General features: G+C 64.7%; 20 protein-coding genes. 16 read left to right on the top strand and 4 right to left on the bottom strand.

The features are described from left to right. The first annotated feature begins 65 nt into the window (after positions 1 to 65). The 6 genes from AC1DXM_RS20645 (at position 66) to AC1DXM_RS20620 (ending at position 5,992) form a co-directional block, all read left to right on the top strand. Positions 66 to 1,589, top strand: a complete 1,524-nt coding sequence (locus AC1DXM_RS20645; RefSeq protein ID WP_477235691.1) for a sugar ABC transporter ATP-binding protein — start codon at positions 66 to 68, stop codon at positions 1,587 to 1,589. Further along, on the top strand, positions 1,589 to 2,566 hold the full coding sequence (locus tag AC1DXM_RS20640) for an ABC transporter permease (RefSeq protein WP_477235689.1): 978 nt from the start codon (positions 1,589 to 1,591) through the stop codon (positions 2,564 to 2,566). Before AC1DXM_RS20645 ends, AC1DXM_RS20640 begins: the two co-directional genes overlap by 1 nt. Then, entirely contained in the window at positions 2,563 to 3,438 is an 876-nt protein-coding gene (locus tag AC1DXM_RS20635; RefSeq protein ID WP_477235687.1) for a MurR/RpiR family transcriptional regulator, read from the top strand. The genes AC1DXM_RS20640 and AC1DXM_RS20635 overlap by 4 nt, the downstream gene beginning before the upstream one ends. Then, on the top strand, positions 3,435 to 4,322 hold the full coding sequence (locus tag AC1DXM_RS20630; RefSeq protein WP_477235685.1) for a ribokinase: 888 nt from the start codon (positions 3,435 to 3,437) through the stop codon (positions 4,320 to 4,322). The genes AC1DXM_RS20635 and AC1DXM_RS20630 overlap by 4 nt, the downstream gene beginning before the upstream one ends. Positions 4,323 to 4,421: 99 nt before the next feature. Continuing rightward, positions 4,422 to 4,919 carry a 5-(carboxyamino)imidazole ribonucleotide mutase gene (purE, locus tag AC1DXM_RS20625; protein ID WP_112559807.1) on the top strand — a complete coding sequence of 166 codons (498 nt, stop codon included), beginning with the start codon at positions 4,422 to 4,424 and terminating at the stop codon, positions 4,917 to 4,919. Further along, on the top strand, positions 4,916 to 5,992 hold the full coding sequence (locus AC1DXM_RS20620; RefSeq protein WP_477235683.1) for a 5-(carboxyamino)imidazole ribonucleotide synthase: 1,077 nt from the start codon (positions 4,916 to 4,918) through the stop codon (positions 5,990 to 5,992). The genes purE and AC1DXM_RS20620 overlap by 4 nt, the downstream gene beginning before the upstream one ends. A gap of 46 nt (positions 5,993 to 6,038) precedes the next feature. On the opposite strand, the gene AC1DXM_RS20615 is transcribed toward AC1DXM_RS20620, so the two are convergent. Beyond that, entirely contained in the window at positions 6,039 to 6,467 is a 429-nt protein-coding gene (locus AC1DXM_RS20615; RefSeq protein ID WP_477235681.1) for a lysozyme inhibitor LprI family protein, read from the bottom strand. A gap of 240 nt (positions 6,468 to 6,707) precedes the next feature. On the opposite strand from AC1DXM_RS20615, the gene ykgO reads away from it, so the two are divergent. The 4 genes from ykgO (at position 6,708) to AC1DXM_RS20595 (ending at position 9,190) form a co-directional block, all read left to right on the top strand. Continuing rightward, positions 6,708 to 6,833 carry a type B 50S ribosomal protein L36 gene (ykgO, locus tag AC1DXM_RS20610; RefSeq protein ID WP_006327841.1) on the top strand — a complete coding sequence of 42 codons (126 nt, stop codon included), beginning with the start codon at positions 6,708 to 6,710 and terminating at the stop codon, positions 6,831 to 6,833. Positions 6,834 to 6,946: 113 nt separating this feature from the next. Further along, entirely contained in the window at positions 6,947 to 7,534 is a 588-nt protein-coding gene (locus tag AC1DXM_RS20605) for a tetratricopeptide repeat protein (RefSeq protein ID WP_477235679.1), read from the top strand. Positions 7,535 to 7,650: 116 nt separating this feature from the next. Then, on the top strand, positions 7,651 to 8,718 hold the full coding sequence (locus AC1DXM_RS20600) for an alpha/beta fold hydrolase (RefSeq protein WP_477235677.1): 1,068 nt from the start codon (positions 7,651 to 7,653) through the stop codon (positions 8,716 to 8,718). A gap of 7 nt (positions 8,719 to 8,725) precedes the next feature. Continuing rightward, on the top strand, positions 8,726 to 9,190 hold the full coding sequence (locus tag AC1DXM_RS20595; protein WP_477235675.1) for a hypothetical protein: 465 nt from the start codon (positions 8,726 to 8,728) through the stop codon (positions 9,188 to 9,190). Between the two features lie 9 nt (positions 9,191 to 9,199). On the opposite strand, the gene pyk is transcribed toward AC1DXM_RS20595, so the two are convergent. Beyond that, the gene (gene pyk, locus AC1DXM_RS20590; RefSeq protein ID WP_477235673.1) at positions 9,200 to 10,645 is read right to left on the bottom strand and encodes a pyruvate kinase; all 1,446 of its coding nucleotides are present in this window, start codon (positions 10,643 to 10,645) and stop codon (positions 9,200 to 9,202) included. Beyond that, complete coding sequence (locus AC1DXM_RS20585) at positions 10,642 to 11,130, bottom strand: DUF1036 domain-containing protein (protein WP_477236131.1); 489 nt, start codon at positions 11,128 to 11,130, stop codon at positions 10,642 to 10,644. Before AC1DXM_RS20585 ends, pyk begins: the two co-directional genes overlap by 4 nt. Positions 11,131 to 11,375: 245 nt before the next feature. On the opposite strand from AC1DXM_RS20585, the gene AC1DXM_RS20580 reads away from it, so the two are divergent. The 3 genes from AC1DXM_RS20580 to AC1DXM_RS20570 all read left to right on the top strand — a co-directional run bounded on the left by AC1DXM_RS20580 (position 11,376) and on the right by AC1DXM_RS20570 (position 14,101). Then, positions 11,376 to 12,173 (top strand): N-formylglutamate amidohydrolase, encoded by a 798-nt coding sequence (locus AC1DXM_RS20580; RefSeq protein WP_477235671.1) that lies wholly within the window; start codon positions 11,376 to 11,378, stop codon positions 12,171 to 12,173. A gap of 10 nt (positions 12,174 to 12,183) precedes the next feature. After that, positions 12,184 to 12,492, top strand: coding sequence for a DUF1244 domain-containing protein (locus AC1DXM_RS20575; RefSeq protein WP_477235669.1), 309 nt, complete (start codon positions 12,184 to 12,186; stop codon positions 12,490 to 12,492). A 433-nt stretch (positions 12,493 to 12,925) separates the two neighbouring features. After that, the gene (locus tag AC1DXM_RS20570) at positions 12,926 to 14,101 is read left to right on the top strand and encodes an MFS transporter (protein ID WP_477235667.1); all 1,176 of its coding nucleotides are present in this window, start codon (positions 12,926 to 12,928) and stop codon (positions 14,099 to 14,101) included. On the opposite strand, the gene AC1DXM_RS20565 is transcribed toward AC1DXM_RS20570, so the two are convergent. Continuing rightward, positions 14,065 to 14,973: a LysR family transcriptional regulator gene (locus AC1DXM_RS20565; RefSeq protein ID WP_477235665.1), complete on the bottom strand. Its 909-nt coding sequence runs from the start codon at positions 14,971 to 14,973 to the stop codon at positions 14,065 to 14,067. The two genes, AC1DXM_RS20570 and AC1DXM_RS20565, sit on opposite strands and share 37 nt — an antisense overlap. A 93-nt stretch (positions 14,974 to 15,066) precedes the next feature. Between AC1DXM_RS20565 and AC1DXM_RS20560 the strand changes: the two genes are divergently transcribed. From AC1DXM_RS20560 to AC1DXM_RS20550, 3 genes are all read left to right on the top strand, one after another. Continuing rightward, positions 15,067 to 16,023 (top strand): SDR family oxidoreductase, encoded by a 957-nt coding sequence (locus tag AC1DXM_RS20560; RefSeq protein WP_477235663.1) that lies wholly within the window; start codon positions 15,067 to 15,069, stop codon positions 16,021 to 16,023. A 141-nt stretch (positions 16,024 to 16,164) separates the two neighbouring features. Next, a complete protein-coding gene (locus AC1DXM_RS20555) occupies positions 16,165 to 17,025 on the top strand; it encodes an FAD binding domain-containing protein (protein WP_477235661.1) in 861 nt (286 codons plus the stop codon). Further along, positions 17,025 to 17,501, top strand: coding sequence for a (2Fe-2S)-binding protein (locus AC1DXM_RS20550; protein WP_477235659.1), 477 nt, complete (start codon positions 17,025 to 17,027; stop codon positions 17,499 to 17,501). The genes AC1DXM_RS20555 and AC1DXM_RS20550 overlap by 1 nt, the downstream gene beginning before the upstream one ends. Positions 17,502 to 17,504: the final 3 nt, after the last annotated feature.

Below are 17,504 nucleotides of genomic sequence, written 5' to 3'. Positions count from 1 at the left end.
GAAAAGGCGGGTGCCGGCCTGAGCATTCAGCTCGGTCGGCCGGCACCTTCGCCCGGAGAAAGACAATGTCACCCCGGCTTCAATTCGCTGGCATTTCCAAGCTGTTTCCGGCCGTGCGGGCGCTCGACGACGTGTCCTTCTCGGTCGGCGCCGGTGAAATCCACGGCCTGCTCGGCGAGAACGGCGCCGGCAAGTCGACGCTGCTGCGCATCCTGTCGGGGGTTTACCGGCCGACCGCGGGAAGCGTGCTGATCGACGGCTGGCCGGTGACGCTGAACAATCCGGTCGCGGCACGCGCCGCCGGTGTCGCCATGATCCATCAGGAATTGCAGCAGGTGCCGCGGCTCAGCGTCGCCCAGAACATGTTTCTCGGCCATCCGCTGACGCGTGGCGGTGTCTTCGTCGCCCGGCGCGAGCAGGAGCGCCGCGCCGCTGAAGCCCTTGCGGCAATAGATCCGTCCGTCGATCCGGCGGCCCCGCTCGGCAGCCTGAAGGTGGCGCAGCGGCAGATCGTCGAGATCGCCCGGGCGCTGCTCGACCGTGCGAAAATCGTCGCCATGGACGAGCCGACGTCCAGCCTGACGCCGAGCGAGTTCGAGCGGCTGGCTGAAGTCATTGCCGGGCTCGCCCGCGACGGGGTCGCCGTCGTCTATGTCTCGCACAAGCTGGACGAGGTGTTCGGCATCTGCCAGCGCGCCACCATCATGCGCGACGGCGTCGTCGTCGATTCAGTCGATCTGGCAAACATATCGGAAAAAGCTGTCGTCGCCATGATGGTCGGCCGCGAACTGGCGCAGGAACAACACCGTTCGCACGCGACCGGCGATGTCCGGATGCGCGTGCGCAGTCTCGCCTCGGCGACCAAGGTTCGCGACGTCTCGTTCGACCTGCATCGCGGCGAGGTGCTGGGCATTGCCGGCCTGGTCGGGTCCGGCCGCACCGAGCTGTTGAGGCTGCTGGCCGGCGCCGACCGCACCTCGGCAGGCACGGTCGAGATCGACGGCAAGGCGATAAAATTGTCCAGTCCGCGCGATGCCATCGCCGCCGGCATCGGCCTTGTGCCGGAAGAGCGCAAGCGCGAAGGCATCGTGCCGCTGCGCTCGATCTCCAGCAACATGGCGCTGGCGTCGATGGGCGTGTTCGCGCCGCGTGGCGTGATAGACCATCGACGGCTGAAGAAGGTCGCAGCCGAGAAGATGAGCCGCGTCAATCTGCGCCCGTTCCTGCTCGACCGGCCGATCCGCCTGTTCAGCGGCGGCAACCAGCAGAAGGCGATCATCGGCCGCTGGCTGGCGGCGGGCACGCGCATCCTTTTGTTCGACGAGCCGACACGCGGCATCGATGTGGGCGCCAAGGCGGAGATCTACCACCTGATCGAGGAGCTCGCCGCCGAGGGCCATTGCGTCATCGTCGTCTCGTCGGAGCTCCCCGAAGTGATCCGGCTGGCCGACAGCGTGCTGGTCATGCGTGACGGCACGATCGCCGCCGAACTCGGCCGGGAAAACCTCAGTGAACAGGCGATCGCGGCGCACGCCATCCCGCAAACGACAATGCAGGCCGGCAAAACCGGATCGCAGGCAAGGCAATGATGACGGACGTTTCTGAAAATGCGACAGTGAGCTCAGGGGCAAATTTCCTGCACCGCTTTTCCATGCGCGACGCCGGCACGCTGATTGGCCTTGTCGTCATCCTGGCCGTCTTCGGCGCGCTCGTGCCGGGCTTCTTTGCCGAACGCAATCTGATCAACATCCTGCAGCAGTCGAGCATCAATGCCTGCCTGGCGCTGGGCATGACGCTGGTCATCATCTCCGGCGGCATCGATCTTTCCGTCGGACCGACGGCAGCCCTTTCGGCCGTCATCTCGGCCTCGATGCTGGTCGCCGGCGTGCCGTTTTTGCTAGCCATCGCCGCCGGCTTCGCCATCGGCCTTTTGTGCGGGCTGCTCAATGGCGTGCTGGTCGCCTATGTCGGGCTGCAGCCCTTCATCGTCACGCTGGGAACGCTCAGCACCTACCGCGCGCTGGCGCTGATCTACACCGGTGGCAATCCGGTGCTGGGACTGCCGGCAAGCTTTCGCGCCATCTTCAACGGCTCGCTGTTCGGGCTGCCATTGTCGGTCGTCATCGTCGCCTTCGTCGCGCTGATCGCATGGATCATCCTCAAGAAGACGCCGTTCGGCGAATATCTGCTTGCCGTCGGCGGCAATGAGGAGGCGGCCTATATCGCCGGCGTGCCGATCGCCCGCACCAAGATCGCCGCCTACATGATCTCAGGCCTGCTGGCCGCGCTTGCCGCGCAGATCCTGATGGGCCGGCTGGGGGCGGCCGAACCCATTCTCGGCAATCTGTGGGAGCTCGACGCCATCGCTGCCGCGGCCATCGGCGGCGCTTCGCTGATGGGTGGCAAGGGCAGCATCGTCGGCACCATTCTGGGCGCCGTCATCCTCGGCACTATGCGCAACGGCCTGACGCTGATGAATGTCCAGTCCTTCTATCAGCTCTTGGCAACTGGTCTTATAATCCTCGCCGCGATGCTTATCGATCGCGTGACGAGGGGACGTGGATGACCTTGAGCAATCTCGATCTGAAAGCCGTGGGGCCGCGCATCCGCATGATGATGCCGCATCTCACCCCGCTCGAGGCCAAGGTGGTGGAAACCGTTTTTGGCCGGCGCGGTTTCGACGAGACGATTCCGCTGAAGCAGATCGCCGAGGAAGCCGGCGTGTCGGAGGCGATGGTGGTCAAGATCGCCAAGAAGCTTGGCTTCTCCGGCTATCGCGACTTTCGCACCGCCGTCTATGAGTACAGCCGCTTGCCGACCGCCGAAATGCACCAGGAACTGTCGGTCGACGACAGTTCGGCCGAGATCGTGCAAAAGGTGTTTCGCACCTCCATCCAGGCGCTGGAGGAAACCCTCGCCATCCTCGACATCGAGGATTTCGACCGCGCCGCCGATCTGCTCTACCGCGCTTCAAATCGCGACTTCTACGGCGTCGGCGGCTCGGCGCAGATCGCACGCGACGTCTCGCACAAATTCCTGCGGATCGGCATCCGCGCATCGGTCTATGACGATTCGCACATGATGCTGATGTCGGCCTCGCTGCTCGGCGCCGACGACATCGCCGTCGGCTTCTCGCATTCGGGCAACACGTCGGCCGTCATCGATGCCATTCAGCTGGCCCGCAAGAATGGCGCGCGCACGCTCGCCATCACCAACTACGACAGTTCTCCACTCGCTGGGCTAGCCGACATCGTGCTGTGCTCGACCGCGCAGGGCTCGCCGTTGATGGGAGAAAACGCGGCGGCACGCATTGCACAGCTCAATATTCTCGACGCGCTGTTCGTGGCGGTGGCGCAGCGCGATTACCAGGCGGCGGAGCGCAATCTTGGCCGCACCATGTCGGCGGTGAAATCAAAACGAAAAGACCGCGGCTCATGAGCAATCCGCCACTGGTCACCGTGGTTGGCAGCTTGCACTACGACATCATGGTCGATGCGCCTGACCGGCCACGCAAGGGCGAGACGGTAACCGGTCACGCCTGGCACCCGAAATGCGGCGGCAAGGGCGGCAATCAAGCGATCTCGGCGGCGCGCGCCGGCGTGCGTGCGGCGATGATCGGAGCCGTCGGCGACGATGATTTCGGCACGGCTCTGCTGGCCAATCTCACGCGCGCCGGCGTCAACCACAGCTGTGTGCGTGTGGCGCGAAATACAGGCTCCGGCATGAGCGTCGCGATCTTCGACGCGGAAGGCGATTACGGCGCAGTGATCGTCTCGGGCAGCAACGTCACTTTGGGTGAGGCCGACATTGCCTCGGCTCCCGAAGTGGTGGCCCAGACGGCGGTGCTGTTGCTGCAGAACGAAGTGCCTGAGGCCGCCAACATCGCCGCCGCGCGCGCGGTGAAAACGAGGGGCGGCCGGGTCGTGCTCAACGCGGCTCCGGCCCGCAAACTCTCCGATGATCTGATCGCGCTGGTCGACATCCTCATCGTCAACGCCATCGAGGCCGAATTCCTGGCCGGCATGGCGGTGGTCGAAACGCTCGACGGTGCGGCGCAGGCTGCGCGACGGCTTGTCGATCTCTGCCCCACGGCAATTGTCACGGCGGGCGGCGAAGGTGTCGCCTGTTGTGACCGAAGGGGCGAAGCCTTCGCGCTCCCTGCCATTCCGGTCAAGGTTGTCAGCACGCATGGCGCGGGCGACGAATTCGTCGGCGCGCTGGCCGCAGCCCTTGCCAGCGGACAGGCCATGCGGGCGGCCCTGGCCGCCGCCAACGCCGCTTCGGCCTTGCTGGTCTCGACACCGGAGGCCGAACGCATCTGACGGCCGCTTTGACATCATCAAAAGACACCAGGCGCCGCGCATCCTTGCCGTCGATGCCGAATTCCGCTAAGGCGCGCCTTTGCCGCCGGGAGCATGCGCTTGACCGATCACCGCGCCGACGTCGCCATCATCATGGGCAGCCAGTCCGACTGGGCGACAATGCGCCACGCCGCCGAAACGCTGGAGGCGCTGGGCATCCCGCACAAGCGGCTGATCGTCTCCGCCCACCGCACCCCGGACCGGCTCTATGATTTCGCCAAGGGCGCCAAGGCGGCCGGCTACAAGGTGATCATCGCCGGAGCCGGCGGTGCCGCGCACCTGCCCGGCATGACGGCGGCGATGACGCCGCTGCCGGTGTTCGGCGTGCCGGTGGAATCCAAGGCGCTGTCCGGTCAGGATTCTCTGCTCTCCATCGTCCAGATGCCGGCCGGCATTCCGGTCGGCACGCTGGCCATCGGCAAGGCGGGTGCGGCCAACGCCGCCCTTCTCGCGGCCGCCGTGCTGGCGCTCAACGACGACAAGCTTGCCGCCCGTCTCGACGCCTGGCGCGCCGCCCAGACCGCCAAGGTCGCCGCCGAACCGACGGACGCGCCGTGAGCCTGCCCGCGGGATCGACCATCGGGATCATCGGCGGCGGCCAGCTCGGCCGTATGCTGGCTGTTACCGCAGCGCGCCTCGGCTACCACACAATCATCCTCGAACCGCAGGCCGATTGCCCGGCGGCTCAGGTCGCTAACCGCCAGATCACCGCCGCCTATGACGATGGGGACGCTCTTGCCGAGCTTGCAGCAGCCACGGCCGTCGTCACATATGAATTCGAGAACGTACCGGTGGCGGCTGCCAGCGCGCTTGCCGCCAAGGTGCCGGTCTATCCGCCGCCGCGTGCGCTGGAAGTGGCGCAGGACCGGGTGGCGGAGAAGCAATTTCTCAACGGCATCGGCATCAAGACCGCCGATTTCCGCGCCGTCGACAATGACGGCGAGCTGACGGCGGCGCTGAGAGAGTTCAACGGCAGCGGCATCTTGAAGACCCGCCGCATGGGCTATGACGGCAAGGGCCAGCGGGTTTTCCGCAACATGGAGACCGGTGGCTTTGCTGGCACCTGCGAGGCCATGGGCAATGTGCCGCTGATCCTGGAATCCTTCGTCGCTTTCGAGCGCGAGATTTCAGTGATCGCCGCGCGCGGGTTGGACAGCGCGGTCGCCGCCTACGATCCGGCCGAGAATATCCACCGCGACGGCATCTTGCATACCTCGACCCTGCCGGCCCAAATCAGGTTGGAAACGGCAGCGGCGGCGCAAGCGGCGGCGGCAAAGATCCTGTCGGCCCTCGACTATGTCGGCGTCATCGGCGTCGAGTTCTTCGTTCTTGCTGATGGCTCACTGCTGGCCAACGAAATGGCGCCGCGCGTGCACAATTCCGGCCACTGGACGGAAGCCGCCTGCATCGTTTCACAGTTCGAGCAGCATATCCGCGCCATTGCGGGCCTGCCGCTGGGCAACCCCGGCCGGCATTCCACCTGCGTCATGGAGAATTTGATCGGCGACGACGTCCTGCGCGTACCCGCTCTGCTCGCCGAGCCCGATCTGATGCTGCATCTCTACGGCAAGGCGGAAGCCCGCCCAGGCCGCAAGATGGGCCATTTCACGCGCATCAGCCGTCGCGGCTAAGCAATTCCGGGAAAGCGCGCAGCACTTTGCCTGAGGGGCGTGGATCCTATTGCAGCTCGTTGTTCAGATCCCCGTCTTCGTCAGGGCTGGCGCAACTCGCGTCGCCTTCCTGGCAATTGGCGCCGGACGTCAGCTGCTTGGTGCGCTGCTCCGTCAGTTCGGTCAGGCATTGCGAAACCTCCATCGGATGGATGGAGCCGCCTTCGCTGTCTGTCGTGGTATAGGCGCATTCGGCGTCGCGGAAGGCGATCCAGGCGCGTTGCGCGACCTGCAGCAGCTTCCTGCTCTTGTCGTCGTTACGGCCGATCAGATCCTTGTAGGCCTGGTTGAGCTTGGCATCGGCTGCCTGATAGTCCTCGCCGGCACAGATGTTCATCATCTGCTGGCTGTCGTCGTTGCGGTCGCATTCCTGCGCCTGTGCGGTGGAGGCCGCCGCCAGAACGGCAAGGCAGGCGGACACAAACAACAGGCGCATGGACCTCTCCAAATCAGCTTGCGGGCGCCGCACCATTCCAGCCCGCCTTCGGCGGCGCAATGGCGTCGAGCCGAGATGGCGGATATTTGATGGCCAAAGCCGTTCTCAGCCTCTATGCAGCACGCTTGCGGTTGACACGGGCAAGGCTCCTCGTTTATGAGCCACGCAAGTTCAAAGGCGCGTCTTCTGGCGCGCCTTAATAATTCGGCCCGGACAGGGCCCAGACCGACGGGCAAGACCATGAAGATCAAGAATTCGCTCAAGGCGTTGAAGGCGCGTCACCGCGACAACCAGCTGGTTCGCCGCAAGGGCCGCGTCTACATCATCAACAAGACCGCTCCGCGCTACAAGGCGCGCCAGGGCTGAGTTTTCGGCCGGAGGCTCGTTGCCTCCGTCCCTGTGATGTTATTTGCCGGACATCCGGCACTTTCACGCTAATTTCAGTTTGACGATCCGCCGTCCGGGGTTAGATTCGGGCGATGCGGATTCTTTTTGCATTTTTCTCGGCCTTTTTCCTGTTCAGCGCGACAGCAGTGCGAGCGGATGATCCACCGGCCGCCACGACGCCGCCGGTTGCCGTGACCAAGGAAGCCCGGCTCGACCAGCTGTTTGCGGACCTGAAGCGCGAACGCAACGAAAAGGCTGCCGAGCGCATCGCCGGGCGCATCTGGGGCGAATGGTTCCAGTCAGGCAGCGCCTCGATCGACCTGATGATGCAATGGTCGCAAAAGGCGATGGATGACCAGAAGTTCGACGTCGCCCTCGACTTCCTCGACCAGGTCGTCAGCCTGCAGCCCAAATATGCCGAGGGCTGGAACCGGCGCGCCACCGTGCACTACATGATGAGAAATTTCGGGAAATCGATGTCCGACATCGACCAGACGCTGCAGCTGGAACCACGCCATTTCGGCGCGCTTTCCGGCCTGGCGCAGATCATGGCCGCCACCGGCCACAAGCAATCGGCGCTCGAAGCCTGGCAGAAGGTGCTGGCCATCTACCCGATGATGCGCAGCGCCCAGGACCAGGTCGCAACCCTTTCGGAAGAGCTTGCCGGCGAAGGCATCTAAGTTAGGGGAATAAGACAGTAGGGCAGTAAGGCAGTATGTGAAGTGCCGGGAATGGCTCGCGCCCTACTGCCCTATTCCCTCAAAACTTATCCCCCTCCACCCCCGTACCTCTCCTCATGAACCTCATCTACGCCGCCTGTGCCTTTCTCCTCGCGCTCGTCTTTGCCCTTGCCGGTGTCACCCGCGCCGGCGCGTGGCTGATCGAGTGGCGCAATCCGCCGACCGGCGAATTTGCCGAGATCGACGGCACCCGCATCCACTATGTCCATGTGCCGGCGCCACGAAATGCCGAGCTGCCGGCGATCGTCTTGATCCATGGCGCCAGCGCCAACCTCAGGGATCAAATGCTGCCGATCAGGCCTTTGCTCGAGGGCCGCGCCGAAATGGTGTTCCTCGACCGGCCGGGGTTCGGCTGGTCGGAACGCGGCTCCGGCAACAATGAAAGCCCGTCGGCGCAGGCCAACACCATCGCCAAGCTGATGGACCGCCTCGGCATCCAGAGGGCCATCATCGTCGGCCATTCCTTCGGCGGCGTGATCACCGCCGCCTTTGGCCGCGAGCATCCTGACAAGACGCTCGGCCTGGTCTTCCTGTCGCCGGTCAGCCACCCCTGGCCGGGCGGCGCGACCGCCTGGTACTACAAGCTGACCGCCACCCCCATCATTGGCTGGCTGTTCTCGGAGACATTGGCCTATCCGGCTGGCACGCTGCAGATGAACGGCGCCACGGCTTGCGTGTTTTCTCCCAACAAGGTGCCGGACTTCTATGTCGGCAACGCCTCGATCCCGATGGTGCTGCGTCCCGGTGCTTTCCGCGCCAACGCCATCGATGTCGCCGGCCTCTACGACTATGCGCTCAGGGCCGCGCCGCATTACCGCGACATCAGGGCGCCGACGATCGTCATCTCGGGTGATCGTGACAAGGTGGTCTATGCCTCGATCCATTCGGTCGGCCTGGTCAGGGACATTCCGGGCGCCGAGCTGATCTGGGTCCACAATCTCGGCCACAAGCCGGACTGGATAGCACCAGACCTCGTCGTCGGCGCCATCGAAAAAGTCGCCGGCAAGGACGTTGACCTGCAGGCGCTGGCGAAAACCGTGGAGACGCGGATCGCCGGCGACGCCTACAATGAGGGGCAATGCCCCGATATCACAGTGCCCGACGCGGAACTCGCCCCGACCTGATCGCCGCATGTATGTCCTGAAGCACGGCATCAAGAAAAACCCGGAGAAGCGATGGGCGTTGCCGGACCGCATCTTCTTCGGTCATGGCGGCTGCGCCATCCTCGCCGGCGCCTTTCTCGAGCACCCCCCTCTCGAGGGATTTTATGGCGAACGGATCATTCCAGGCGAGGGCTTTTCCGGAAACCATATCTATGTGACCAACGGCGTGATCGCGTTCGACTACCATGGTTATTCAGCCCGTCAGCGGCTGCTGGAACACCATGGAAGGAGCTGGGCATCGCACAGCCCCGGATGGCACCGCGCGCTGGAGAGAGTCGATTTCGATCTGCTCGACACAGTCGAACTCAACCAGCGAAAGATGCTGGGTCCGGACCAGTACCTGCACGACCCCGTTCCCCGGGCTCGCCGGTTCCTTCGGCGCATCGATCACGCCGAAGCCGCGGCAAGAGCGCTGCGAACTGTGACGCGTTGAAGCCTTCTCTCAGCCTATGTTGCGGCTGACCTGCGCGTCCGATCCGACATAGGCGATGCGCAACATGTTGGTCGAGCCCGGCGTCCTCAGCGGCACGCCTGCCGTGATGATGACCCTGTCGCCCGGCTGCCCAAACCCCTCTTCGAAAGCAATGCGGCAGGCGCGGTCGACCATGTCGTCGAGGTCGATGGCATCGGGCGAGACGACGCAATGTGTGCCCCACAGCAGCGACAGCCGCCGCGCCGTGTTGAGGATCGGCGACAGCGCGATGATCGGCACTTGCGGCCGCTCGCGCGCGGCGCGCAGGCCAGTGGTGCCCGACGCCGTATAGGTGATGATCGCCGACAGTTTCAGCGTCTCGGCGATCTCGCGCGCGGCAAGCGAAATGGCGTCGGCGCCGGTTGCTTCGGGTTCCGAGCGCTGCGCGTTGATGATGCCGGCATAGGTCGGGTCGGTTTCGACCTTGGTGGCGATGCGGTTCATCATTGCCACCGCCTCGACCGGATAGGCGCCGGCCGCAGATTCCGCCGACAGCATGATGGCGTCGGCGCCTTCGAACACGGCAATCGACACGTCGGACACTTCGGCGCGGGTCGGCACTGGCGCGGTGATCATCGATTCCAGCATCTGCGTGGCGACCACCACCGGCTTGCCCGCGCGGCGCGCCGCGCGCGTGATCTGCTTCTGGATGCCGGGCACGGCTTCCAGCGGCATCTCGACCCCGAGATCGCCGCGGGCGACCATCAGCGCATCGGACAATTCGATGATTTCCGCCAGCCGGGCGACCGCCTGCGGCTTTTCGATCTTGGCCATGATCAGCGCCCGGCCGCGCGCGATCTTGCGGGCTTCGGCTAGATCTTCCGGCCGCTGCACGAAGGACAGCGCCACCCAGTCGACGCTTGCCGCCAGCACCGCATCCAGGTCCTTACGGTCCTTCTCGGTCAGCGCACCGACCGGCAGGTCGGTGTCGGGCAGGCTGACGCCCTTCTTGTCGGAAATCGTCGTGCCGGCGACCACCGTGCAGGTGATCGACTTGCCGTCGCTCTTCAGAGCCTTCAGCTCCAGCTTGCCGTCGTCGATCAACAGACGGTGGCCGGCCTCGACCGAGCTCAGGATTTCGGGATGCGGCAGGTAGACCCTGGTTGAATTGCCGGGCTCGGGATTGTTGTCGAGCGTGAAGGTCTGGCCAGCCGTCAGCGTCTCCTTGCCGTTGGCGAACTTGCCGACACGCAGTTTCGGCCCCTGCAAATCGGCCAGGATGCCGATCGGACGGCCAACCTTTTCCTCGACGGCGCGGATGCGGCCGACCAGCGTGCGCATCAGCTCATGGTCGGTGTGGCTCATATTGATGCGGAAGACATCGGCGCCGGCTTCGAACAGCTTCTGCAGCATCTCCTCGGACGAGGAGGCCGGGCCGATGGTGGCGAGGATCTTGACCTTGCGGCTACGTCTCATTGACTGTTTGTTCCCGGGGCGGCTGGTGCGCCTCCCGTTGTGGACTCATCGGTCAGCTGGACCATCCAGCTTGCCTGCTCGCCCGTGTCATATTCCTGGAATCCGGCGCGCTGGAAGCCCCGGGCGACGCAATCGGTAACGCCGGCGATCTTGAACTCTTTTTCGGCCACGCACATGTTGATCGGGCCGTCCCAACGCCCGCCACGCTCGGCGTCTTCTGCATAAAGATAGTAAAACCTTGATGACAGCGGCCCTTCGATCAGCGTCTTGCAGCTCGATCCTTCGATGTGCCACCAGCCCTCGGTGATCCAGCCGGCCTTGGCGCGGTAGCCGATGCCGACGCCGACCAGGTTCTGCGTGGCGTTGCAGACGCGGAAATCGGCCCGGGCGGGCGAGGCCGCGACCAGCGCGGCAAGCCCCACCGTCAAGGTCAGGAGCGGCACGGCAAAGGCGCTTCGCGCGCGCGGCCTGCCGGCGGAACCCATCCCGAAACCCCTCAACAACGTCATCTGCATCTCTCAACGCCCCTTTTCGGAAAAGTCCGGGCGCATGTCAACGCGCCGTTCTGTCCAATTCCAATCGATTTAGAAAGGCCCCCGACACGCAATCTGCCGCGCGTGACCGGATTTTCGCAGAAACCGTGGCCAAACAACGGCATTGCGCCAGCGTCCTCTTCGTGGAATGACGATAGCACCCTCCCCGGAAGCCAGCGAACAGACCTTTTCAGCCAATGACCCGATCCACAGTTTTCGCGCCTTTCGATCTTGTCGAGGGCGACCGCAAGCGAGGCATCGTGCTTGTCGCCGACCATGCCCGGCGCGACCTGCCGGAGGAGTATGGCAGCCTCGGCCTGCCGGCGGCGGAGTTCGAGCGTCACATCGCTTACGACATCGGCGTCGAGACGGTGACGCGCGAACTGGCGGCAGCGCTCGACGTGCCGGCGGTGATCGCCAATTATTCGCGCCTGCTGATCGATCCCAATCGCGGCGAGGACGACCCGACGCTGATCCGTCAGCTCTATGACGGCACCGTGGTGCCGGGAAACTACCCGATTGCACCGGCAGAACGCGAAAGGCGGCTCGACGGCTTCTACCGGCCCTATCACGACGCGGTCGGCGCCATGATCGCGTCGGTGGCGCAGGCTTCAGGCAAAGCGCCTTTCATCTTCTCCGTGCACTCCTTCACCCCGGCCATGCAAGGCATTGCGAGGCCCTGGCATGTCGGCATCCTGTGGGACCTCGACGACCGCGTGGCGCGGCCGCTGATCGACATGCTGGCGCAGGATAAAGACCTCGTCGTCGGCGACAACGAACCCTATGATGGCGCACTGCGCGGCGACACCATGTTCAAGCACGCCATCGTCAACGGCTTTGCCCATGCGCTGATCGAGATCCGTCAGGACCTGATCGCTGATCAGAAGGGCGCGATCGCGTGGGCTGAACGGCTGGCGCCGATCGTTGACGCCATCGATCGTCGTCCCGATATACATGACGTGAAGATGTTCGGCTCGCGCACCGGGCCGCTGTGAGGATCAAGACATGACCGAACTCAGCGACGAACAGAAACGCGATTTCGAGGCCGCCGCCTTCCGCCGGCTGGTCGACCATCTGCGCGAGCGCAGCGATGTGCAGAACATCGACCTGATGAACCTCGCCGGCTTCTGCCGCAACTGCCTGTCCAACTGGTACCGCGAGGCGGCTGAGGCCGAGGGCGTCGACCTCGGCAAGGATCAGTCGCGCGAAATCGTCTACGGCATGCCTTACGCCGAATGGCAGGCGCTGAACCAGACAGAGGCTTCGGACGCCAAGAAGGCCGAGTTCGAGGCGAGGCGGCCGAGGGATCATTAGCGCCCGGCGGGCAACGCTAATAGGCGTCCACGCGCCCGCGATTGGCGGAGCCCTACGCGACTTCGTCATCCTAGGGTGGAGCAGTCGCGCAGCGACGTCGCGGAAACCCTAGGATCCATGCCGCGACGGCCGGCACGGACACAGCGGCTCAGAATGATGGTCGCGCTCACCAGGCCTGATTCTGCGCCGTAGCATCGCACAGAAGGCACGGAATGGATCCTCGGGTCTGCGCCGCGTCGCTACGCTCCTTGCTCCGCCCGTGGATGACGAAGGGATGGGGCGTTTTCGCCAATCTCCAACGTCTGATGGTCCACCGAACGGCACCGACTCCATTGGCCCTTTGGTCCAAGCATTTCCTCAACCACAGCGCTTGACTGAAAGTTGAATCGATCTAATTTCCCGCGCAAAGCCATTTTTGACCGGATTCGAACCCATGGATGCGCAAAACACCATGCAGGGCGCCATTCGCGGGCGATGGGCCGTAGCAAGCATCTTCCTCGCCAACGGCTTCCTGACCGGCAGCTGGGCGCCGCAGATTCCGGTGTTCCTGACCCGGCTCGACATCACAAAATTCACGCTCGGCCTGCTGATCCTGTTGTTCGGCGTCGGCGCGGTCGCGGCGATGAGCTGGTGCGGCCATCTGATCTCCAAGCATGGCTCGCGCACCGTGCTGCGCTGGTTCGGTCTGTGCGGCAGCCTCGGCCTGCTGGTCGTGGCGCTGGCGCCCAACGTGCCGCTGGCGGCCATCGCCATGGTCATCTTCGGCGGCTCGATCGGCGGCATGGATGTCGCCATGAACGCCAATGCCGTGGTGGTGGAGCGCCGGCTGTCCCGCGCCATCATGTCGTCCTCGCACGGTTTCTGGAGCCTTGGCGGTTTCGCCGGTGGCGGTTTGGGCGGTTACGCCATCCAGACCTACCGCCACCTCGCCCATGCGGCTGTCGTCACGGTCATCGCTTTTGCCGTCATCGCGGTGGCGGTCGGCTACCTCATCGCCGAAGACAAGCCGCAGGCCGCCGAGCACAACAAATTCGCGCTGCCCTCCAACCCGCTGGTCTATCTCGTCGGGCTGATGGCGCTGCTGACGATGATTTCCGAGGGTGCGGTGCTCGACTGGGCAGCGCTTTATCTGAGACAGGAGCTCGGCGCCGATCTCGCCATCGCCGGCCTTGCCTACGCCGCCTTCTCCGGTGTCATGGCGGTCATGCGCTTCTTCGGCGACGGCGTGCGCAACCGCTTCGGCGCGGTGGCGACGCTGCGCGGCTCGGCCATTGTCGCCGCCGCCGGCATGTTGATCGCCGGCCTGTCGCCTTCGCCCTGGATCGCCATCGCGGCTTTTGCCCTCTGCGGCTTCGGCATCGCCAACATGGTGCCGATCATCTTCTCGGCCGGCGGCAACCAGGAAGGCATGTCGTCGGGCACCGGCATGAGCGTCGTCACCACCATGGGCTATTCCGGCATATTGGTGGCGCCGTCGGCGATCGGCTTCGTCGCGGAGCATTCCAGCTTCGGGCCGATCTTCGTCGCCATGTCGGGGCTGCTGATCGTCGTGCTGTTGATGGCCGGGCTCGCTCACCGCGCCGAATTCGCGGCCGCTCCCGCCGAATAACGCTTCAGCTCCTCGTAGAGAAAGTCCGCGACGCGGCGAATGCGCACGCTGGTGCGCACGTCGCGATGCATGGCCAGCCACACCGGCAGGCTGGGCAACGGCATTCCGGACAGCAGTTTCTCCAGCAATGGGTCGCTGTCGGCCAGCGGCTCCTGGCCGAGACCGATGCCGTTTCCCGCCCGCAGCGCCTCCCACAGAACGATCTGGTTGTCGGTCCTGAAGCGGAAGCTGCTGCGAGTGACGGGGATGCCGAACTGGGTAAAGCCGCGGATCATTTCGTCGCTGCGGTCGAAGCCGATCAGCGGGTGATCGACTAGGTCGGCGGGCTTGAGCGGGCGGCCGCGCCGGTCGAGATAGGATGTGGCGGCGCAGCAGCAGAGCGGAATGTCGCAGACCTTGCGCGCCGTCAGCTCGTTCTGTGCCGGCTTGACCATACGGATCGCGATGTCGGCATCGCGGCGCAGGAGGTTCTCGACCTGGTTCGAGGCAACGATCTCGACCTCGATGCCGGGCTCCTCGATGCCAAGCCGCGCCGTCATCTGCGGCAGAACATAGGCCGCCACCACCTCGCTGGCGGCAATGCGCACCGTGCCTTCGATCGCCTCGACCGAGCCCAGCGCCAACAGCGAAAAGGCACTCGCCTGCTCGCTCACCGCTCTGCCACGCTCGAACAACGTGGCGCCGGCTTCCGTCAGCGCATAGCCGCGCCGCCCGCGCCGAAACAGGGTGACGCCGAGCGCCTGTTCGAGTTCGCCGATGTGACGCCCAAGCGTCGGCTGGCTGGCCGACAGTTTTCGCGCGGCGGCCGACAGGCTGCCGGTTTCCGCCACGGTGACGAAGCTTTTGATCAGGTTCCAGTCGATTTCATTCATTCATTTATGAATATCAGAATGCCAATCTCAGTCAATTTTCATTCGCAAGTGAAGGCATCATATTCGGCCTGCAACACAACACGGAGACGACAAATGACCAAGATCGCAATTCTGGGTGCCAATGGCCGGCTCGGCCGCGTGGTTGGCAAGGCCTTCATCGACGCCGGCTTCGACGTCCGCGCCGTCACCCGCACCGGCAAGGTGCCAGCCGAACTCAACGGCGCCACGGCCGTCGCGGGCGACGCCATGGACCGCCAGTCGCTGATCCGTGCGACCGAGGGTGTCGACATCGTCTTCAACGGCCTCAACCCGATCTACACCGACTGGGGCAAATGCCTGCCGATGGCGGAGAACGTCATGGCCGCCTGCGATGCCAATGGCGCGCTGCATCTCTTCCCCGGCACCGTTTATAACTACGGCTCGCCGATGCCTCAGGTCGTCACCGAGGACACGCCGTTCCGTCCGACGACTGAAAAGGGTCGCATCCGCTGCGCCATGGAAGCGCTGTTTCGCCGCGAGGCGGATGCCGGCCGCGTGCGCACCATCATTCTGCGGGCCGGCGATTTCTTCGGCGGCACCGGCAGCGGGTCATGGTTCGACCTGGTCGTCGCCGCCAAGATGAACAAGGGCGTCTATACCGCGCCCGGCCCGGCCAACCTCGTGCATGAATGGGCGTATTTGCCGGACTTCGCCGTGGCCTTCGTCGGGCTCGCGCGCAATCAGGGCAAGCTCGGTTTCTACGAGGCGCTCAACTTCCCCGGCCATGCCGTCACCGACATGGACATCAAGGCCGAGGCCGAGAAGGCGCTGGGCCGTCCGCTGAAGCTGACCTTCATGCCCTGGTGGGTGCTGCGCGCCGGCAGCCCGTTCGTGGCGATGTGGCGCGAGATCGTCGCGATGTCCTATCTGCGCTTCGAACCGCACCGGCTCGTGTCCGACCGGCTGGAAGGCATCATCGGCGAGATTCCGCACACCCCGCTGGATCAAGCTGTGGCAGAGGCGCTCGATGACATCGGCATCACCGCCCCTCGTGCAAAAGATGCAGCGTAGGCATACAGTGTAGGGCGTCAGCCACGCCTGGTATGGAACCCAACTCGCACCTGGCCTAATCGCGGAAATGAGCAACCGGATGGTCATTATGAGGAGACTGTTTATAACGGTCGGCGAGATCACGATGACCAAGGGGAGACGATGCGTTACATACGTCCGCTTTCAATCGAAGATGCCGTTGGCCTGCTGGCCGGCGCTTCCGGCACATCAGCCATTCTGGCGGGAGGCAGCGACCTCCTTGTCAGGATGAAGGGCGGTTTTGTCGAACCCGACCTGATCGTCGACATCAAGGCGATCGCTGGCCTGAGCGAGATCAGGGAAACGCCCGACGGCTTCAGCATCGGCGCCACCGTCCCCTGCGCTGTCCTCGGCGAGAGTTCGGTTTTGAAGAACGCATGGCCCGGCGTCGTCGAAGCGGCCAAGCTGATCGGCTCGAAGCAGGTGCAGGGCCGCTGCACCATAACGGGCAATCTCTGCAACGCGTCGCCGGCCGCCGACAGCGTGCCGGCTTTGGTGGCCGCCGGCGCCAGGGCAGTGATTGTCGGTCCCTCGGGCAAGCGCACCATTGCCGTGGAGGCCGTGCCGATCGGGCCGGGCAAGACCTCGCTCGCCAAGGGCGAGATCATCGAGGCGATCCTGCTCGACAAACGCGCGCCACGTTCGGGCGATGCCTATCTCCGCTTCATTCCGCGCACCGAGATGGACATCGCCGTGGTCAGCGCCGGCGTGAACCTGATGCTCGACGCGCATGGCGTCATCACGGCCGCCCGCGTGGCGCTGGGCGCCGCGGCCCCGACCGTGCTTCTGGTCGAAGAGGCCGCCGAGGCTCTCATCGGCAGGAAGCTCGACGAAGCAGCGCTCGAGCGGCTCGCCAAGGTCTGCGCTGGGGCCTGCCGGCCCATCGACGACAAGCGCGGCACAATCGAGTTCAGACGGAAAGTTGCGGGCGTGCTGGCTACGAGAGCCGCGACGACCGCCTATGCACGTGCAGGAGGCAAATGATGGCCGGTGTAGCAGTTTCAACGACAATCAACGGCGATCACGTCGAGTACCTTTGCCAACCCGACGAGACATTGCTCGACGTCCTGCGCGACCGGCTCGGGCTGACCGGCGCCAAGGAAGGCTGCGGCACCGGCGACTGCGGCGCCTGCAGCATCATCCTCGACAACCGGCTGGTCTGCTCGTGCCTGGTGCTTGGCGCGGAAGCAGAGGGCCGACAGGTCGAGACTGTCGAGGGCATGGCGCATGGCGAGAAGCTGCACACACTGCAGCAGAAATTCCTCGAACATGCCGCCCTGCAATGCGGCATCTGCACGCCGGGTTTTTTGATCGCGGCGAAGGACCTGCTGGCGAAAAACCCAGATCCGACCGAAGAGGAAATCCGCTTCGGCCTGGCCGGCAATCTCTGCCGCTGCACCGGCTACGACAAGATCGTGCGCGCCGTCCAGGACGCGGCCATCGTGATGAAGGGAGCCTAAGCC

This window comes from Mesorhizobium sp. P3_A2, assembly GCF_056403115.1.
The sequence above is the reverse complement of the archived record's forward strand: the minus strand, read 5'-3'. Positions and strand labels throughout refer to the sequence as shown.

Excerpts from the sequence above, each read along its gene's own strand:
- AC1DXM_RS20645 (WP_477235691.1), top strand. The coding sequence starts at position 66 with ATGTCACCCCGGCTTCAATTCGCTGGCATTTCCAAGCTGTTTCCGGCC.
- AC1DXM_RS20640 (WP_477235689.1), top strand. The coding sequence starts at position 1,589 with ATGACGGACGTTTCTGAAAATGCGACAGTGAGCTCAGGGGCAAATTTC.
- AC1DXM_RS20635 (WP_477235687.1), top strand. The coding sequence starts at position 2,563 with ATGACCTTGAGCAATCTCGATCTGAAAGCCGTGGGGCCGCGCATCCGC.
- AC1DXM_RS20630 (WP_477235685.1), top strand. The coding sequence starts at position 3,435 with ATGAGCAATCCGCCACTGGTCACCGTGGTTGGCAGCTTGCACTACGAC.
- AC1DXM_RS20615 (WP_477235681.1), bottom strand. The coding sequence starts at position 6,467 with ATGCGCCTGTTGTTTGTGTCCGCCTGCCTTGCCGTTCTGGCGGCGGCC.
- ykgO (WP_006327841.1), top strand. The coding sequence starts at position 6,708 with ATGAAGATCAAGAATTCGCTCAAGGCGTTGAAGGCGCGTCACCGCGAC.
- AC1DXM_RS20605 (WP_477235679.1), top strand. The coding sequence starts at position 6,947 with ATGCGGATTCTTTTTGCATTTTTCTCGGCCTTTTTCCTGTTCAGCGCG.
- AC1DXM_RS20600 (WP_477235677.1), top strand. The coding sequence starts at position 7,651 with ATGAACCTCATCTACGCCGCCTGTGCCTTTCTCCTCGCGCTCGTCTTT.
- AC1DXM_RS20595 (WP_477235675.1), top strand. The coding sequence starts at position 8,726 with ATGTATGTCCTGAAGCACGGCATCAAGAAAAACCCGGAGAAGCGATGG.
- pyk (WP_477235673.1), bottom strand. The coding sequence starts at position 10,645 with ATGAGACGTAGCCGCAAGGTCAAGATCCTCGCCACCATCGGCCCGGCC.
- AC1DXM_RS20585 (WP_477236131.1), bottom strand. The coding sequence starts at position 11,130 with ATGGGTTCCGCCGGCAGGCCGCGCGCGCGAAGCGCCTTTGCCGTGCCG.
- AC1DXM_RS20580 (WP_477235671.1), top strand. The coding sequence starts at position 11,376 with ATGACCCGATCCACAGTTTTCGCGCCTTTCGATCTTGTCGAGGGCGAC.
- AC1DXM_RS20575 (WP_477235669.1), top strand. The coding sequence starts at position 12,184 with ATGACCGAACTCAGCGACGAACAGAAACGCGATTTCGAGGCCGCCGCC.
- AC1DXM_RS20570 (WP_477235667.1), top strand. The coding sequence starts at position 12,926 with ATGGATGCGCAAAACACCATGCAGGGCGCCATTCGCGGGCGATGGGCC.
- AC1DXM_RS20565 (WP_477235665.1), bottom strand. The coding sequence starts at position 14,973 with ATGAATGAAATCGACTGGAACCTGATCAAAAGCTTCGTCACCGTGGCG.
- AC1DXM_RS20560 (WP_477235663.1), top strand. The coding sequence starts at position 15,067 with ATGACCAAGATCGCAATTCTGGGTGCCAATGGCCGGCTCGGCCGCGTG.
- AC1DXM_RS20555 (WP_477235661.1), top strand. The coding sequence starts at position 16,165 with ATGCGTTACATACGTCCGCTTTCAATCGAAGATGCCGTTGGCCTGCTG.
- AC1DXM_RS20550 (WP_477235659.1), top strand. The coding sequence starts at position 17,025 with ATGGCCGGTGTAGCAGTTTCAACGACAATCAACGGCGATCACGTCGAG.